The organism is Promicromonospora sp. NPDC110617, assembly GCF_055598465.1.
The window spans coordinates 406,590-423,874 of sequence record NZ_JBVKBM010000001.1 but is presented as its reverse complement, the minus strand read 5'-3'; the positions used below and the strand labels follow the sequence as shown (position 1 = coordinate 423,874).

At 74.7% G+C, this 17,285-nt stretch carries 12 protein-coding genes; 8 read left to right on the top strand and 4 right to left on the bottom strand.

Annotated features, from left to right (window positions below; genetic code table 11):
* Positions 1-4: 4 nt before the first annotated feature.
* On the bottom strand, positions 5-2,632 hold the full coding sequence (gene clpB / locus ACZ7LE_RS01805) for an ATP-dependent chaperone ClpB (RefSeq protein ID WP_470401688.1): 2,628 nt from the start codon (positions 2,630-2,632) through the stop codon (positions 5-7).
* 127 nt (positions 2,633-2,759) lie between these two features.
* Here clpB and cpt point away from each other — a divergent pair, with 127 nt between their 5' ends.
* Positions 2,760-3,317, top strand: a complete 558-nt coding sequence (gene cpt / locus ACZ7LE_RS01800) for a chloramphenicol phosphotransferase CPT (RefSeq protein ID WP_470401687.1) — start codon at positions 2,760-2,762, stop codon at positions 3,315-3,317.
* Positions 3,301-4,095 carry a sulfite exporter TauE/SafE family protein gene (locus ACZ7LE_RS01795; protein WP_470401686.1) on the top strand — a complete coding sequence of 265 codons (795 nt, stop codon included), beginning with the start codon at positions 3,301-3,303 and terminating at the stop codon, positions 4,093-4,095. Before cpt ends, ACZ7LE_RS01795 begins: the two co-directional genes overlap by 17 nt.
* A gap of 108 nt (positions 4,096-4,203) precedes the next feature.
* On the opposite strand, the gene ACZ7LE_RS01790 is transcribed toward ACZ7LE_RS01795, so the two are convergent.
* Genes ACZ7LE_RS01790 through ACZ7LE_RS01780 form a run of 3 tightly spaced genes read right to left on the bottom strand, consistent with a single transcriptional unit; the run spans position 4,204 to position 8,134 of the window.
* Positions 4,204-5,622: a carboxyl transferase domain-containing protein gene (locus tag ACZ7LE_RS01790; RefSeq protein ID WP_470401685.1), complete on the bottom strand. Its 1,419-nt coding sequence runs from the start codon at positions 5,620-5,622 to the stop codon at positions 4,204-4,206.
* On the bottom strand, positions 5,619-6,797 hold the full coding sequence (locus tag ACZ7LE_RS01785) for a CaiB/BaiF CoA transferase family protein (protein ID WP_470401684.1): 1,179 nt from the start codon (positions 6,795-6,797) through the stop codon (positions 5,619-5,621). Before ACZ7LE_RS01785 ends, ACZ7LE_RS01790 begins: the two co-directional genes overlap by 4 nt.
* A 14-nt stretch (positions 6,798-6,811) precedes the next feature.
* Positions 6,812-8,134, bottom strand: a complete 1,323-nt coding sequence (locus ACZ7LE_RS01780; protein WP_470401683.1) for an SLC13 family permease — start codon at positions 8,132-8,134, stop codon at positions 6,812-6,814.
* A gap of 109 nt (positions 8,135-8,243) precedes the next feature.
* Between ACZ7LE_RS01780 and ACZ7LE_RS01775 the strand changes: the two genes are divergently transcribed.
* The 6 genes from ACZ7LE_RS01775 to ACZ7LE_RS01750 all read left to right on the top strand — a co-directional run bounded on the left by ACZ7LE_RS01775 (position 8,244) and on the right by ACZ7LE_RS01750 (position 17,254).
* Positions 8,244-8,957: a FadR/GntR family transcriptional regulator gene (locus ACZ7LE_RS01775; protein WP_470401682.1), complete on the top strand. Its 714-nt coding sequence runs from the start codon at positions 8,244-8,246 to the stop codon at positions 8,955-8,957.
* Positions 8,954-9,715, top strand: coding sequence for a sulfite exporter TauE/SafE family protein (locus ACZ7LE_RS01770; protein WP_470401681.1), 762 nt, complete (start codon positions 8,954-8,956; stop codon positions 9,713-9,715). The genes ACZ7LE_RS01775 and ACZ7LE_RS01770 overlap by 4 nt, the downstream gene beginning before the upstream one ends.
* A gap of 104 nt (positions 9,716-9,819) precedes the next feature.
* Positions 9,820-10,452, top strand: a complete 633-nt coding sequence (locus ACZ7LE_RS01765; protein ID WP_470401680.1) for a winged helix-turn-helix domain-containing protein — start codon at positions 9,820-9,822, stop codon at positions 10,450-10,452.
* Positions 10,449-11,834, top strand: a complete 1,386-nt coding sequence (locus ACZ7LE_RS01760; RefSeq protein WP_470401679.1) for an MFS transporter — start codon at positions 10,449-10,451, stop codon at positions 11,832-11,834. The genes ACZ7LE_RS01765 and ACZ7LE_RS01760 overlap by 4 nt, the downstream gene beginning before the upstream one ends.
* The gene (locus ACZ7LE_RS01755; RefSeq protein ID WP_470401678.1) at positions 11,831-12,778 is read left to right on the top strand and encodes an alpha/beta hydrolase; all 948 of its coding nucleotides are present in this window, start codon (positions 11,831-11,833) and stop codon (positions 12,776-12,778) included. The genes ACZ7LE_RS01760 and ACZ7LE_RS01755 overlap by 4 nt, the downstream gene beginning before the upstream one ends.
* Before the next feature lie 114 nt (positions 12,779-12,892).
* A complete protein-coding gene (locus ACZ7LE_RS01750) occupies positions 12,893-17,254 on the top strand; it encodes an SCO7613 C-terminal domain-containing membrane protein (protein WP_470401677.1) in 4,362 nt (1,453 codons plus the stop codon).
* Positions 17,255-17,285 lie beyond the last annotated feature (31 nt).

Here is a 17,285-nt window from a genome sequence, read left to right as displayed (position 1 = left end):
CCGGCTACGCGGTGAGCACCCGCCGTTCGAGGGCCAGGCCCTCGCCGTCGGCGCGGTCCACGATCACCGTGTCGCCGTCGGACACCTCGCCCGCGAGCAGCAGCCGCGCCAGGCGGTCGCCGATCTCGCGCTGCACGAGGCGACGCAGCGGCCGGGCACCGTAGGCCGGGTCGAAGCCCTCCAGGGCAAGCCACTCGCGGGCCGCCGTGGTCACCTCCAGCGTGATGCGCCGGTCACCGAGCCGCTTCGCGAAGGCCCTGACCTGCAGGTCGACGATGCGGCCGAGCTCGTCGAGCGACAGCGCGTCGAAGATCACCACGTCGTCTAGCCGGTTGAGGAACTCCGGCTTGAACGCGGCGCGGACGGCGGTCATCACGGACTCCCGCCGCTCCTCGTCCGACAGCATCGGTTCCACGAGGAACTGCGAGCCGAGGTTCGAGGTCAGCACGAGGATGGTGTTGCGGAAGTCCACGGTGCGGCCCTGGCCGTCGGTGAGGCGGCCGTCGTCGAGCACCTGGAGCAGGATGTCGAAGACCTCGGGGTGCGCCTTCTCCACCTCGTCCAGCAGCACCACCGAGTACGGCCTGCGCCGCACGGCCTCGGTGAGCTGACCGCCCTCCTCGTACCCGACGTAGCCCGGAGGGGCGCCGACGAGCCGGGCGACGGAGTGCTTCTCCCCGTACTCGGACATGTCGATGCGCACCATGGCGCGCTCGTCGTCGAACAGGAAGTCCGCGAGCGCCTTGGCGAGCTCCGTCTTGCCCACACCGGTGGGCCCGAGGAAGAGGAACGACCCGGTGGGCCGGTCGGGGTCGGAGACGCCGGCGCGGGTGCGCCGCACGGCGTCGGACACGGCGGCGACCGCGGCCCGCTGGCCGATCAGGCGTTCGCCGAGCACGTCCTCCATGTGCAGGAGCTTCTCGGACTCGCCCTGGAGCAGCCGCCCGGCGGGGATGCCGGTCCAGGCGGCGACCACCTCGGCGATCTCGTCGGCGCCGACCTTGTCGGCGATCATCGGGGGCTCGGCGGTCTCCGGGCCGAGGCCGTCCGGCACGTCCTCCGCGCCGGCCTCGGCCTCCTCGGCGGCCGCGAGCTCCTTCTCGACGACAGGGATCTCGCCGTACCGGATGCGGGCCGCGCCCTCCAGGTCGCCCTCGCGGAGCTTGCGCTCGGCGTCGGTGCGCAGCTCGTCCAGGCGTGCGCGCAGGTCGCCCACGCGGTTGTGCCCTGCCTTCTCGGACTCCCAGCGCGCGGTGAGCGCGGCGAGGGCCTCGCGACGGTCGGCGAGGTCGGCACGGAGCCGTTCGAGCCGGTCCTTGGAGGCGGCGTCGGCCGACTCGGAGAGCACGACCTCCTCCATCTCCAGGCGAGTCACGGCGCGCTGCAGCTCGTCGATCTCGATCGGGGAGGAGTCGAGCTCCATGCGCAGGCGGGACGCGGCCTCGTCGACCAGGTCGATCGCCTTGTCGGGAAGCTGGCGGCCGGAGATGTACCGGTCGGAGAGCGACGCGGCAGCCACGAGCGCCGAGTCGGCGATCGTCACCTTGTGGTGCGCCTCGTACCGCTCCTTGAGCCCGCGCAGGATCGCCACGGTGTCCTCGACCGAGGGCTCGCCCACGAAGACCTGCTGGAACCGGCGCTCCAGCGCGGGGTCCTTCTCGATGTGCTCGCGGTACTCGTCGAGCGTGGTGGCACCGACCATGCGGAGCTCGCCGCGGGCCAGCATGGGCTTGAGCATGTTGCCGGCGTCCATGGCGCCGTCACCGCCGGCGCCCGCGCCGACCACGGTGTGCAGCTCGTCGATGAAGGTGACCACCTCGCCGTCCGACGCCGTGATCTCCTCCAGGACCGCCTTGAGGCGCTCCTCGAACTCGCCGCGGTACTTGGCGCCGGCCACCATCGAGGCCAGGTCGAGCGCGATCAGGCGCTTGCCCTTGAGGGACTCGGGGACGTCGCCGGCCACCACGCGCTGGGCGAGCCCCTCGACGACGGCGGTCTTGCCGACGCCGGGCTCGCCGATGAGCACGGGGTTGTTCTTCGTGCGGCGGCTGAGCACCTGGATCACGCGGCGGATCTCCGAGTCGCGGCCGATCACCGGGTCCAGCTTGCCGTCACGCGCTTGCTGCGTCAGGTCGGTGCCGTACTGCTCCAGCGCCTTGTAGGTGCCCTCCGGGTTGGGGCTCGTGACGCGGCCGGAACCGCGGACGGCGGGCAGGGCGGCGCGCAGCGCGTCGGCGGTCGCCCCGGCGTCGGACAGGATCTGCGCCGCGGACGACTGCCCGGCGGCCAGCGCGATGAGCAGGTGCTCGGTGGAGACGTACTCGTCGCCCAGCCCCTGGGCCTCCTTGCCCGCCAGGTCGAGGACCGTCGCCAGGGCGCGGCTCGCGCTCGGCTGGGCGGTGCTGCTGCCGCTGGCCTGGGGCAGCGCGACGAGAGCGGCGCGCACCTGCTGGCCGATGGCCTGCGCGTTCGCCCCGACCGCGTCGAGCAGGCCGACGGCCACGCCGCGCTCCTGCTGGAGCAGCGAGGCGAGCAGGTGGACCGGCTCGAGCTGCGGGTTGCCGGCGGCCGACGCCGACTGGATGGCGTCGCCGATCGCCTGCTGCGACATGGTCGTGAACTTGGTGTCCATGAAGCCTCCCGGGGCTGGTTCAGGTGGGACAGAGGTCTACTGGTTGAAACCTGCGCAAAGTTGAGTCTATTCCGCTCAACTTGATAATCACTGTAGCGCGCGTCACCGACACTCGTACGGTGGCGGCGTGCACACCCAGGTCATCGTCCTCAACGGCGGATCCAGCTCGGGCAAGTCGGCGATCGCCCGCGAGCTCCAGGCCGTGCTGCCCGAGCCCTGGCTCTCGCTCAGCATCGACACGCTCGTCGACGCGATGCCCGCCCGGCTGACGGCCGGCGGCGACGGGATCGGGTTCGCCGACGACGGCGGCGTCGCCGTCGGGCAGGACTTCATGGCCCTGCAGGACGCCTGGATCGCCGGGCTGGTCGCCATGGTGCGCGCCGGCGCGCACCTCGTGGTCGACGACGTGTTCCTGGGCGGCGGCGGGTCGCAGCGCCGCTGGCTCGACGCACTGGGTGACGTGCCGACGCTCTGGGTGGGCGTGCGGTGCGACCCCGACGTGGCCGGGCAGCGCGAGGCGGCCCGCGGCGACCGGGTGGCCGGCATGGCCGCGCAGCAGGCCGACGTCGTCCACCAGGGCGTCCGCTACGACCTGGAGGTGGACACCACGCGCACCGCCTCGCTGGACTGCGCACAGACCATCGCCGCACACCTGAGATCATCACGGGGTGACCGAGCAGACTGACGACTCCCTGACCCCACCCCGCGCCGTCCTCGTCGGGATCGTCGGCGGAGCGTTCTCCGGTCTGTTCGGCCTCGGCGGCGGCATCGTGATGGTCCCTCTCCTGACCTCGCTCGGCGGGCTGACGCAGCGCCGCGCGAGCGCCTACTCGCTGGCGGCGATCCTCCCGGCCGCGATCGTCGGGTCCATCCCGTACCTGACGCACCAGGCGGTCGACCTGATCTCCGCCGGGCTGCTCGTCGTCGGCTCCGTGGTCGGCGCGGCCTACGGCGCGCGACTGCTCGCGCGCGTGCCCGAGACCCTGCTGCGCTGGCTGTTCGTCGGGGTGCTCGTCGCGGGCATCGTGCGCTCCCTGCTCGACTCGTTCGTCGACCCGCCGTCCGTCGACACCGCGCAGGGGGTTCCCAGCCTGCTCGACGGCGCCGGCATGGTCGGGCTCGGCCTGGTCATGGGCATCGCCTCGGGCCTGCTCGGCATCGGCGGCGGCCAGATCGCCGTGCCGGGGCTCTCCGCGCTGTTCGACTTCGCCCCCGCGCTCGCCAAGGGCACCTCGCTGGTCGCGATGATCCCCACCGCCGTCTCGGGCACCTGGGTCAACGCGCGCAACGGCCTGGTGCACCTCAGGACGGCGGCGATCATCGGCCTGGTCGCTTCGGTGTTCTCGTTCGGCGGCGCGAGCCTGTCGGTCGTGCTGCCCGACAACGTGGCATCGATCCTGTTCGCTGCGCTCCTGGTGTTCGCGCTGGTCCAGCAGGTCCGCAAGGCCCTGGAGAAGCGCTAGCTGTTCAGTCGGCAATTCGGGTGGTCGGCAGAATGTCAGGTGGTCGGCAGCTCGGAATACCGACCACCTGACATTCTGCCGATCACCCGAAACTGCCGACCACCCGAACTACCGACCAGCCAGCACCGCCGCGCACTCCGCCGCCACTGCCACCGCGACGTCGCGGACCGTGTCGCCGTCGTGCTCCGGGACCACGCGCTGGACCGCGCCCTCGGCGAGCAGGTCGACGGCGCGCACGTGCTGGGCCTCGGCCAGCTCGGCCGCGTGCGTGGTGTCCCCGTGCACGATGACGCTCGCACCCTCGGGCGGCAGCGGCGACAGCCAGGCGTGCTCCGCCGCGATCACCGCCTGCGCGGGCAGCAGCGCGAGCGCCCCGCCGCCGCAGCCCTGGCCGAGGATCACGGACAGCGTCGGCACGGTCATCCGGGTCAGCGCCGCCATGCAGCGGGCGATCTCACCGGCGAGCGCGCCCTCCTCGGCGGCCTGCGAGAGCTCGGCCCCGGGCGTGTCGATCACGGCGACCAGGGGCAGTCGCAGCTCCTCGGCCAGCCCCATCGCGCGCCGGGCCACGCGCAGCGCGGCCGGACCCATCGGGGTGGCCTCGGTCTGCCGACTGCGGTCCTGGCCGACGACCAGGCACGGCCGGCCGTCGAGCCGCGTGAGCGCGACCAGCATCGACTCGTCCCGCTCGCCCTCGTCCGTGCCGGACAGCCGCACGGTCCCCGAGGCCCCGTGGCGCAGCAGGTCGCGCACGCCGACCCGGCCCGCGGCGCGGGTGCGCAGCACGGAGTCCCAGGCCGACGTCGTCCCGGAGGGCTCGCCCGTCCGGCGCGGCAGCGTGGCCGACGACGGCGGGTCGACCAGCACCGCGAGCGCCCGCTCGACCAGCGCGGGCAGGCTCTCGGGCGTGACGACGCCGTCGAGCACGCCCTTGGCGGCGAGGTTCTCGGCGGACTGCACGCCGTCGGGCAGCGCCTTGCCGGTCAGGGCCTCGACCACGCGCGGGCCCAGGAACCCGATGAGGGCACCCGGTTCGGCGACGGTGAGGTGGGCGAGCGAGCCCCAGGACGCGTAGACGCCGCCGGTCGTGGGGTGCCGCAGGTAGACGAGGTAGGGCAGGCCGGCGTCGCGGTGCGCCATGACGGCGCGCGAGATCTCGACCATCCGGAGGAACGCGGGCGTGCCCTCCTGCATGCGCGTGCCGCCCGACGCCGTCGTGGCCAGGACGGGCAGGCGCTCCGCAGTCGCGCGCCGGACGGCGGCGGTGATCCGTCGCGCGGCGGCCCGGCCGATCGAGCCCCCGAGGAACCGGAACTCGTTGACGACGACCACGACGGGCCGCCCGCGGACGCGCCCGCGGCCGGTGAGCACGGACTCGTCGGTGCCGGCCTTCTCGGCCGCGGCGGCCAGCACCGCGCGGTACTCCGCCGGGTGCCCGGAGGTGTCGACCGGCTCGTCCCAGGACTCGAAGCTGCCGGCGTCGAGCACCAGGTCGAGCAGCTCGCGCGCCGTCCAGCGGCGGGTCACGGCGTCCCCGACGCGTCGAGCCAGGCCCGGATCCGGGCCGCGTGCTCGTCCAGCACCGGCGGCGCGCGGTGCTCGCGGCGCGTGACCTCGGTGCCGTCGGCGTCGAAGAACCGCAGCGGCGGCCCCGGCAGGGTGAGCCGGCCGAGGCTCGTGTGCTCCACGTCCACGAGCAGCCCCTGGCTCGCCGTCTGCTCCCATGCGTACACCTCGTCGAGCGTACGCACCCGGCCCGCCGGGATCCCGGCGTCGGCCAGCTTGGTCAGCAGCGCGTCGGCGTCGTAGGCCTCGAAGGCTTCCTCGACCACCTTGATCACCTGGTCGCGGCGGGCCACCCGCCCGGAGTTGTCCCGCAGACCCTCGGCGTCCGCGTCGAGCCCGAACGCGAGGCAGAACCGCTGCCACAGCGCCTCGGACCCGACGGCTATCTGGACGGCGCCGTCACGGCAGCGGAACAGGCCGTACGGCGCGATGGAAGGGTGGTGGTTGCCCTGCGCGCGCCCCACCTCCCCGGCGACCGTCCACCGCGTGCCCTGGAAGGCGTGCACCCCCGTGACGGCGGCCAGCAGCGACGTGCGCACCACCTGGCCGGCGCCGGTGCGGTGCCGCTCGTGCAGCGCCGCCAGCACGCCGTACGCGCCGTAGATCCCGGCGAGCAGGTCGCCGATCGGCACGCCCACGCGCTGCGGGTCGTCCGGACCGGAGCCGGTCAGGGACATCAGGCCGGCTTCGCCCTGGGCGATCTGGTCGTAGCCGGCACGTCCGCCCTCCGGACCGTCGTGCCCGAACCCGGTGATCGAGAGCACCACGAGGCGCGGGTTGCGCTCCAGCAGGGAGTCGACACCCAGGCCGAGGCGGTCCAGCACCCCGGGCCGGAAGTTCTCCACGAGCACGTCGGCGCGGTCCACGAGGTCGAGGAGCGTCTCCCTGTCGGCGTCGGCCTTGAGGTCGAGCGCGATCGACTCCTTGTTGCGGTTCGCGGAGAGGAAGTACGTCGACTCGCGGGCGTCCTCCGCACCGACGAACGGCGGGCCCCAGCCGCGCGTGTCGTCGCCCCGCTCGGGCACCTCCACCTTGACGACCCGCGCGCCCAGGTCGCCGAGCATCATGGTGGCGTGCGGCCCGGCCAGGGCGCGGGAGAGGTCGACGACGACGACGTCGGTCAGCGGTCCGGTCATGGTGCTCACCGTGCTCACCAGCCCGGCAGGACGAGGATGGCCCAGACCAGCAGCGGCCCCGCGAGGGTGACGATGATGGCGTAGTTGAGGATCTGCTTGTAGTAGGCCTGCTCGGAGATCGTGTCCGGGCGGTTGGCGAGCATCAGGGCTCCGTTCGTGGAGAAGGGGCTGACGTCGACGATGGTCGACGAGACGGCCAGGGCGGCGGCCATCGCCCAGGGGCTCACGCCCCCGCCCGCGATGAGCGGGACGGCGATCGGGATGATCACCGGCAGCAGCGCCGTCGACGACGCGAAGGCCGATGCGATGCCGCCCACGTAGCACAGGACGAGCGCGCCGATGGCGGCGACGCCCAGTCCGGCGGCCCAGGTGCCGATGTACTCGGGCGCGCCCGCCTCCGTGAGGATCGCGGCGTAGGTGCTCACGCCCGCGACCAGCAGCACCGTCGGCCAGGCGATCTGCTTGACGGCGTCCTTGTGCTGGTGCGGGGAGAGCATGGCCAGCGCGACGGCGGCGGTGATGGAGACGAAGCCGATGTTCTGGTCGAACGCGAGCGCCGTCGTGGCGACCGCGGCGAAGGCGACGAGGGTCAGCACGTGGTCGCGGCGCACGCCGAGCCCGCGCGTGGTGGTCGAGACGCCGGCGCCCTGGCCGCTGACGGTGACGGAGGCGCCGCCCGCGTGCAGGTCGTCGACGAGGTGCCCGGAGGCATCGGCGGGGTCGACCCGCTCGTTCATGAGCTGGCGGCCGCCCAGCACGAGGAAGAGGACGACGGCCATCGCGGTGTTGATCGCGAGCGACGCGATGAAGACGCCCATCTCGGTGCCCTCGTAGCCGACGCCGGCCATGACGGAGTTGGTGATGGTGCCGTAGATGCTGATCGGGGAGAACCCGCCGCCCTGGGCGCCGTGCACCACGAACATGCCCATCATGAGCGGGTTGATCTTGTAGCGGCGGGCGAACCCGAGCGCGACCGGGCCGATGATGGCGCAGGCCGCGGGGCTGGCGGCGCCGATCGCGGTGAGCAGCGCGGTCACGGCGAACATGACCCAGGGGATGAGCGCCACCCGGCCGCCGACGGCGCGGACGGCCTGGGACACGATGAGATCGACGGTCCCGTTGTTCTTGGCGATCGAGAACAGGTACGTGACGCCGACGAGCGTCAGGACGAGATCGGCGCTGATCCCGCCCAGCACCTCCTTCTCGTCCATGTTCAGGGCGAAGACGCCGACAAACCACGCCGCGACATAGGCGAGCGCGCCCATGTTGATCGGCAGGACTGTCCCGGCGACGAACAACGCGACGAGCGCGATGATCGCGATCCACTCAGGACCCATGAGAACTCCTCCGTCTCCATCGCGGCGGTCACCGTTGACCGACGAGGCACGATGGATCAGTGGCCTAGCCAATAGGCCAGTGTCCTTTCTGTCAAGTATCCTCAGGGTTGTGACCCCGAAGGCTTCCGCCGAACTGCCGACCCCACTGGCCCGCACCCGCCTCTACGAGCAGGTCGCGGAGCAGATCACCACGTGGATCAGCCAGAACGGGCTGAAAGCCGGCGACCGGCTGCCCCCGGAGCGGGAGCTCGCCGCCCGGCTCGGCGTCAGCCGCGCCACCCTCAGCCAGGCGCTCGTGGCGCTCGAGGTGGTGGGCGTCGTGGTGGTGCGGCACGGCGACGGCACCGTGCTGACCGGCAGGCACAGCGAGAGCCGCATCGTCGAGGCCATCCGGGCGCACGCCGACCGCATGCCCGAGATCATCGACATCCGGGACGCGCTGGAGACCAAGATCGCGGCCCTGGCCGCACAGCGCCGCACCGAGGGCGACCTGGCGGCGATCGACGCCGCCCTGGACGCGATGGAGGAGTCCATCGAGCACGGGGACCGCGGGGTGGACGCCGACGAGCAGTTCCACGCGGCGGTGACGGCGGCGGCACACTCGGACCTCCTGGCGCAGACCATGCGCGAGATCGCGAGCCTGATCCGGGAGAGCCGGATCGAGTCGCTCTCGCAGCCGGGCCGGCCCCGCAACTCCCTGGCCGGGCACCGCGCCATCGCGGATGCCATCCGCGCGCAGGACCCGGAGACCGCCGCCGCGGCCATGCACGCGCACGTCGAGATGGTCAGCGACGTGGCCCTGCTGCGGGAGGAGGAGCGGTGACCGGCTGGGAGCACCTCGCCGTGCTCGGTGCCGGCTTCGGGGCGGGCGTGCTGTCCTCGACCGTCGGCGTCGCCTCACTGCTGAGCTTCCCCGTGCTGCTGGCCGTGGGCCTGCCGCCCGTCGTCGCGAACGCGTCCAACACCGTGGGGCTGGTGCCGGCCGGGCTGAGCGGGTCGTTCGGCTACCGCGAGGAGCTGCGTGAGCACCCGCGCGTCGCGGCGATCGTGGTCGCGACCTGCGCCGTCGGCTCCATCGGCGGAGCCGTGCTGCTGCTCGCACTCCCGCCGGGCGTGTTCGAGGCGATCGTGCCCTGGCTCATCCTGACCTCCTGCCTGCTGGTCGGGGTGCAGCCCTGGATCAGCCGGTGGCTGCGGCGCACCCGCGACGAGCCGACCCGCCTGCGGCACGGCATGTCGCCCGCGACGGTCGTGTTCTCCGTGCTGACCGGCGCGTACGGCGGCTACTTCGGCGCGGGCGCCGGCGTCATGATGGCGGCGGTGCTGGGGCTCGGGACCGACCTGGCGGTGCGGAACATCAACGCGCTGCGCACGGTGGCGCTGCTCGCCGCGAACCTGATCGCGACCGTCATCTTCATGGTCGTGGCCGACCTGGACTGGCTGGCGATCGGGCTGCTGGGCGCCGGGTCCCTGGTGGGCGGGTACGTGGGCGCGCGCATCGGGCGCAAGATGCCGCCGAGCGTGTTCCGCGTGCTCGTGGTGGTCGCCGGCGTGGTGACCGCCGTCGTCATGCTCTTCTGACGTCCGTCCCTCTCGCCGGACCTCCGGGCCGATCCCTCCGAATCGTGCACACTTTTTGTGCAGGACTCTTGTGCACAGTGATTGTGCATGCGTACTGTGCACGCATGACCGCTCCCCAGGACGACTTCCGCCTCACCCCCGAGGCCGTCAAGGTGCTCGCCCACCCACTGCGCTCGCGCCTGCTCGGCGCCCTGCGGCGCGGCGGGCCCGCGACGGCCACCACGCTCGCCACGGCGCTCAGCACCAACACCGGCGCCACCAGCTATCACCTGCGCAAGCTGGAGTCCGTCGGCCTGGTCGCGGACACGGGCGACGGCGCCGGCAAGCAGCGCCTGTGGCGGGCCACCACGAGCTCCCACAGCTGGGCGCCCTCGGAGCTCTCCGTCGACGAGGACGCCGCCACGGCCCTGAGCTGGCTGCAGCGCGACTACCTGCGGCTCTTCAGCACCGAGTTCGGTCACTGGCTCGACGTCGCCGAGGCCTGGCCCAGCGAGTGGCAGGACGCCGCGGGCCAGGGCGACACCGGCCTCGACCTGAACGCCGAGCAGCTCACGGCACTCCGCGCGGACGTGGACCGGCTCTTCGAGCGGTACCGGGAGGCCGGGGGTGGCCCCGGCGCCCGCCGCGTGACGATCTGGCAGTCCGCCTTCCCGCTGGAGCCGGACGACATCCCCGGCCTGGACGATGCCGGCACCGACGCCGAGGCCGACGACGACGCCCGGACGGACCGGTCATGACCCCCCTGACCCCGCACCGCGCCCGGCAGGTCTTCCTGCTGCTGACCCTGACCCGCTGGTTCCCTGTCGGGCTGGTCGTCACGGTCACCACGCTGCTGCCGATCGAGCGCGGGCTGTCGGTACCGCAGGCGCTGACGGCGCTGTCCGTCGCCGGCTTCGTCGTGTTCGCGCTGGAGCTGCCCACCAGCGGCCTCGCCGACTCGCTCGGCCGGCGCCCGATGCTGGTCGCCGCCGCCGTGCTGCAGGTGGCGTCCGCCGCCCTGTTCCTCACCGCGCAGTCCTTCTGGGCCTTCGCCCTCGCCGCCGTGGTCACCGGCATGTTCCGGGCGCTCGACTCCGGACCGCTGGAGGCCTGGTTCGTCGACACGGTGCACGCCACCGAGCCGGGGGCCGACGTCGACCGCCCGCTCGCCGCGCAGAGCACCGCGCTGGGCGTCTCGATCGCCGTCGGCGCCCTGATCTCGGGCGGGCTCGTCTGGTGGCACCCGCTGGACGCCTGGTCCGCGCTCGCGCTGCCCTACGCGGTCTACGGGGTGCTCGCGATCGTGCACCTGGTCGCCGTGATCGTCCTGGTCCGGGAGACGCCGCGCGGCGCGGCGCACCGGGCCGAGGTGGACACCGCGGCCGACGCCGGGGCGGCCGGACCCGGGGCGACACCGGCCCTGCCGCCGGCGCCGTCGTCGGACGCGAAGGGCAGCCAGGGCGTGGCCGGACGCGTGCTCGACTCCGCGCGGCAGGCACCCGGGGTGATCCGCGACGGTCTGCGCCTGGCGCGGGACAACCGGGTGCTGCGCTGGCTGCTCATCGTCGAGGTGTTCTGGAGCGTGGGGATGGTGATCTTCGAGACGTTCCAGCCGATCCGGCTCTCGGAGCTCCTGGGCGGCACCCAGGCCGGAGCCGCGGTCTCCGGGCCGGCCGCGGCCGCCGGCTGGGCGGTCTTCGCGGGCGGGGCGGCCCTGACGGGCCTGGCCACGCCCCGGCTCGGCGTGGCCCGGACGGCGATCATCGCGCGGTTGCTCAACGGGCTGGGGGCGGTGTGGATGGGGCTCGCACTCGGTCCGGTCGGGCTGATCGCGGCGTACCTCGTGACCTACGGGCTGCACGGCGCGTGCGGGCCCGCCTACCAGGCGCTGCTGCACCGCGAGGCCGAGTCCCGGAACCGCACCACGGTGCTGTCGATGGCGTCGATGGTCGGGTTCGCGGCCTACTCGCTGGGCGCCCCCGCCCTCGGCTGGACGGCGGGCCTGCTGTCCACCCAGGCGGCCATGATCATCGGCGGGGTGTTCAGCACGCTGGGCGCCCTGTGCTTCCTGCCCGCCCTGCGCCGCGAGCGCATGTTGTCTGGCCGCACGCCGCGCATGTCGGGCACACTGGCCGGGTGAACGACTGGACCGAGGACGTGCTGGGCGCGGGCTTCGACGCGCGGACGCTCCACCTCCCGGGCGGCGCCGAGGCCACCCTGATCCGCTACACGCCCGAGGGCGGGCCGGTGGTCGGACGCCCGCCGGTGCTGTACGTCCACGGGTTCACCGACTACTTCTTCCAGCGGCACCTGGCTGAGGCCGTCGCGGGGCGCGGCTACCCGTTCTACGCCGTCGACCTGCGCGGCCACGGCCGATCCATGGACGCGTGGACGGCGGCAGGCCGCGACGCCAACATGGTCAACCGCCTGGAGCTCTACGCGCAGGACCTCGACGCGGCCGCCGACGTGATCGCCGCCGACGGCCACACCGGGCTGGTGCTCCTGGGGCACTCGACGGGCGGGCTCATCACCTCGATGTACGCGAACGCGCGCCCGGACCGGGTGACGGCGCTCGTGCTGAACAGCCCCTGGTTCGACCTCAAGGGGAGCTGGTCCGACCGCACCCTGGTGACCCAGGCCGTCTACGTGCTCGGCCGGGTCTCGCCCCGGCTCGTCGTGTCCCGGCTGGGCGAGGGCTACGGCCGGGCCCTGCACGTCACCAACGGCGGCGAGTGGGAGTACGACCTGCGGTGGAAGCCGTACGCGGGGTTCCCGGTGCGGGCCGGGTGGCTGGCGGCGATCCGCCGCGGGCACCGCGCGGTCGGGCGCGGGCTGTCCGTGCGGTGCCCGGTGCTCGTGTGCACCAGCGGCCGGACGGGTTCCGACGTCGGGGACATCGCGGAGCAGCTCGGCACGGACGTGGTGCTCGACGTCGCGCACATGCACGCGCGTGCGCCGCGGCTGGGTACGGCCGTGGAGATCGCGGTGATCGAGGGCGGCGCCCACGACCTCGCGCTGTCCCCCAAGCCGGCCCGGGAGAAGTACCTGACCACGGTGCTGGACTGGCTGGACGCCAAGGTCTGACATCGCTGAACACCGCGTCCAGACGCGCGAAACGCACATTCGGCATGAAACTGTGACCGTTCCCTGGCGTGCCGGGCTGTCCCCGTAGGGTCCGGCTCCGCCAGGCTTCCGCCCATGGAAGAGACGTGGGTACGTCATGCGCTGCGGCGTCTGCCCGACACCGTGTCCTGCCCGGCCTGCGGCGCGGCCCTCCGTGGCAGCGTCTGCGGGACCTGCGCGCTCGACCTCGGCGGCCGGCGCGGGATCGAGGTGCACGAGGCCTCGCTCACCGTCGAGCGGGCCATCCGGGAACGACAGCGGATCCTCGACGAGATGCGCGCCGAGCAGCCCGCGGCGGCCGCGTACGCCCGGAAGGCCGGGGCCGCTGGGCCCGCGGTCGGCACCCTGACGCCCGGCCGGGCGGGGCAGGACCGGGCGGTCGCCCGGAGCGGTGACGCTCCCCCGGTGCGCAAGCACCGGACGACGACGGCGCCCACGCCCGGTTCCGTGCCCGCCGGCCCGGCCGTGACGTCCGCCGGGAAGCCGGCCGGCACCGCCCCGGCGTCCGGCGCGAGGAAACCCGCCGCCCCGCGCAGCACGGTGGCGCTCCAGCCGATCCTCGCCGGGGTCGGCGCCGCGCTGGTCGCCGTCTCCGCGGTGGTCTTCGTGTTCTTCACGCTCGCCGACCAGCTCGTGCTGCGCACCGTCGCGACGCTCGCGGTCACGGTCGCCTCCGTGGTGGCGGCGGCGCTGATGCGCCGGGCCGGGCTGCGGTCGTCGGCGGAGGCCGTGGCGACCCTGGCCGTCGCGCTCGGCTGGGTGTGCGCGGAGCTCGGGCTGGAGGCCGGGCTGCTCGGCGGCGTCGCGCCGTTCCTCGCGCGCGCGTCCCTGCTGGCGCTGCTCGCCCCGGCGCTCGTGCTGCTCGGCAGCCGGCTGCGGGTGCGGTCCTGGGTCGCCGCCGGGGCCGTCGCGGCACCACTCGTCCCGCCGCTGCTCGCGGCGGGCCTCTCCGACGTCGGCCTGCCCCGGTGGGTCTGGATCCTCGCCCTGGCCGCGGCGGGCCTCGTGGCGCACGCCGCGACCGGCGTCCTGCTCCGGGCCGGCGAACGGCTCGGCGGCACCCTCCGGTGGGAGTCGCGCGTGCTGGGCGTGGTCCGCACCGCCGCACTGCCCGCGGCCCTCCTCACGACGTTCACGCTGCCCGACGTCGACCCGCTGCCCTTCGCCGTCTGGTGGGCGGCCGTCGCGGTCGGCGCCGGCGCCGTCGGGCACGCCCTGCGGGTGCGGGCCTGGGTCACGACCGGCCTGGTCGCGGCGCCCTTCGCGGCCTTCCCGGCGGCGCTCGCCCTCTCGGACGACGACGGCACGCTGCCGTGGGCCGTCGGCGCGGGCGCGCTGCTCGTCGCGCTGGCCACGCTGGCGGGGCCACCGGTCGCCCGCGTCACGGGCCCGCGCGTCGGCTCGGAGCTGCGGGTGGAGCTCCGGCTGCTGGAGGTGGCCCAGGCGCTGGGGGTGGGGCTGGCCGTCTGCACCGCGTTCCTGGTGCCGCCGGCCGGGTTGCTCGCCGGCCTCCCCGGGGACGCCGGGACAGCGGCCGTGCTGGCGGTCACCGCCGTCGTCGCCGCCGTGCTGCGACGCGGCACGCACCGCCGCTGGTGGACCTTTGCCGCCGGGGCGCTCGGCGCGGTCGCCGCGCTGTTCCTCACCCAGTGGGACGACATCGAGTTCCTGTGGGTGCTGCCCGCGGCGGCGGGCCTCGCGTGGGCGGTGCTCGCCGTGACGCTGACCGCGCTGGTCGCCGTCCGGGCGCGGGGGCTCGTGCCCGCCGCCCGAACGCGTGCCGACCTGCTGCTCGCGGCGTGGCTCGTCGCGGTGCTCTCGGCCGTCCCGGCCGTGTGGCTGTCCGCCCTGCGCGTGCTGGAGGTGCTGACGGGTCCCCTCGGCGTCGCCCCGGCGCGGACGCCCGACGACGCCCCGCTCGGCGGACCGTTCCTGCCGGCGGACGTCCGCGGACTGAGCGTGCTCGGCATGCTCGTGCTGACCGCCCTGGTGCTGGCGGCGTCCCGGCTGGGCGTCGCGGCGGGTCCGGCGGGACGTCCGGCCGCACCCCTGGTACTGATCGCGCGTGGCCTCGCGCCGTGGGCGACGGTGGGCCTCGGCGTCGCCGCCACGCTGCACGCCCGGCTGGCCGCGACGACGTCACTCGCTCTGCTGGCGGTCCTCGCCGCCGCGCTGCTGGCGGCGACGGCCGAGCCGGCGCGCTCCTGGCGCGGGCTGCGCGCCGTCGTGACCGCCGTGCGGGCCGGGGCCGACGGCCTGCGCCGGGTGACGCGGCACACCGTGCGGCTCGGCGGCTCCGCGACGAGCCCGCAGGAGGGCGCGACCTGGCATCCGGCCGCGCTGACCGCGGCCTGCGCCGCCCTCGTGCTGCTGACGGTCGGCTCGTGGCAGAGCCGGCCCACGGTGCTGCTCGCGGCCGCCGTCGTCGTACCGCTGACGCTGGCCGCGCGCGCGGCACTGCCGCGCGTCGCGCACCCCGCCCTCGTCGGCGGCGCGTACGCGTACGCGCTGGTCGTGGGCGGCGTATGGCTGGGCTGGCTCGGGTTCGGCTGGGTCGCCGCCGTGTGCACCGTTTCGGCCGCGGCCTCGCTGACGGCGGTCGCGGTGACCGTCGGCACGCGCGTGGCCCGCGCCGAGTGGGTCGCGGTGCTCGGCGTGACGGCCGTACCGTTCGCGCTCGGGGTGTACACGGTGGTGCTCGACCGCACGTGGTGGTCCGCCGGGGCGGCCGCCGCGATGCTGCTCCTGGAGCTCGTGCTGCTGCTCACCCGGCGGACCGGGCTCGCGCCCGCCGTCCGGGTGCTGGCCGCGGGCCTGGTGCTGCCCACCACCGCGGTGGCGATCGTGAGCGCGGGCGCCATGCTGCTCCCGCTCAGCGGCTCGCCCGTCCTGCTGCCCGTGATCGCGGCGGCGGTCGCCGTCGTCGCGGGCGGGGCGCCGCGCGTGGCCGGCTTCCTCGCCCGCCGGGTGCCGGACGGCGGCGGCATCGGCGCACTGGTGCGCGGCATGCTCGAGCTGAGCGTGGTGGTCACCGGCGCGATCACGGTCGGCCTGGCCTACGGCCGCCCGGCCGCCGGGCCCGACGTCGCGGTGGCCGTGCTGCTGCTCCTCGCCGTCGGCGCCGGGGTCGTGGCGCGCGAGCCCGACCGCACCCGTATCTGGTGGGCCGCCGGCGCCCTCGCGACGGCGGCGGCGTGGACCGCGCTGGCCGACGGCGGCGTGCGGCTCGTCGAGGCCTACACCCTCCCGCCCGCCGTCGGCGCGGTGCTCGTCGGGGCGCTGCTGGCCCGGCGGGTCGGGACGCACGGGTGGCGGCTCGTCGCCGCGGGCCTCGTGCTCGCGCTGGTGCCGAGCGACCTGACGCTGGCCCTCGCCACGAGCCCGGGGGACCCGCGCGCCTGGGTCCTGCTGGTGACCGGCCTGGTCCTGACGCTCGCGATCCTCGCGCTCCGGAGGTGGCCCCTCGTGTCCGCCGGGTGGGCCGCACGGGGCCGGACCCTGCTGGCGGGCGCGGTGCTGCTCGCGGGTGCGGGCCTGACCGTCGAGTCCTTGCAGGTGGCGGGGTCCACGGTCGGTGACACGGGCGTCCGGTTCGCGACGGGTCTGGGCTGGGCTCTCGCGGCGGGTGCGCTCGCCCTCGTGGCCGTCGGCGGTGCCCGGACGGATGCGCCGTCCGCCCGCCTGCGGCGTGTGACCGACACCGCGGGCCGTGTCCCCGCGCTGCTGTTCCTCACCGTGGGAGCGGTGGCGAACGTCGAGCCGCACTGGGGCGCGATCATCACGCTCTGGGCGCTGGAGGTCGCGCTGCTCGTGCTCCTCGTGGTCGTCGCGCGACGGCTGTTGCGCGGCCACACCACGGGTGTCCCGTCCTGGGCCGTCTGGATGGCCGCCCTGGCGGCGGGCATCGCCGCGTGGGTGCCGCGGGAGCTGCGGGTCGAGGTGTTCTCCGTGCCGCTCGGTGTGGGCCTCGTCGTGGCCGGCTGCTTCGCGCTCGGCGAGTGGGAGGCGCGCACCAAGGTGGGCGGACCCGACTCCGCCCGCGCCCCGGAGCGCACCCTGGTGGGCTGGCCCGTGGGCTGGACGGGCTCGTGGGCCCTGCTGGGGCCCGGGATCCTCGCGCTGCTCGGGCCCTCGGTGCTCGCGACCTTCACCGACCCGCAGACGTGGCGGGCCGTGCTCGTCGTCGCCGTGGCCCTGACCGGGGTGCTGGTGGGGTCCCGCCGCGGGCTCGCGGCGCCGTTCCTGCTCGGGGTCTGGGTGCTGCCGATCGAGGTGCTGATCGTGTTCGTCAGCCAGCTCGGGACCGAGATCTCCGCGGTGCCGTGGATGCTCACGCTCGCGGCGGCCGGCGGGGTCCTGCTCATCATCGCCACCCTGGACGAGCGGCGGACCGAGGGCTACGGGGGTGCGGCGGCGTACCTCCGGGACCTGCGCTGACCGGTTCCTGGACGCGGCGTCCCGGGCACCG

What these genes read in the sequence shown, in the direction of transcription:
- clpB (WP_470401688.1), bottom strand. Translation starts at nt 2,632, where the DNA reads ATGGACACCAAGTTCACGACCATGTCGCAGCAGGCGATCGGCGACGCC.
- ACZ7LE_RS01785 (WP_470401684.1), bottom strand. Translation starts at nt 6,797, where the DNA reads ATGACCGGACCGCTGACCGACGTCGTCGTCGTCGACCTCTCCCGCGCC.
- ACZ7LE_RS01780 (WP_470401683.1), bottom strand. Translation starts at nt 8,134, where the DNA reads ATGGGTCCTGAGTGGATCGCGATCATCGCGCTCGTCGCGTTGTTCGTC.
- ACZ7LE_RS01765 (WP_470401680.1), top strand. Translation starts at nt 9,820, where the DNA reads ATGACCGCTCCCCAGGACGACTTCCGCCTCACCCCCGAGGCCGTCAAG.
- ACZ7LE_RS01760 (WP_470401679.1), top strand. Translation starts at nt 10,449, where the DNA reads ATGACCCCCCTGACCCCGCACCGCGCCCGGCAGGTCTTCCTGCTGCTG.
- ACZ7LE_RS01750 (WP_470401677.1), top strand. Translation starts at nt 12,893, where the DNA reads ATGGAAGAGACGTGGGTACGTCATGCGCTGCGGCGTCTGCCCGACACC.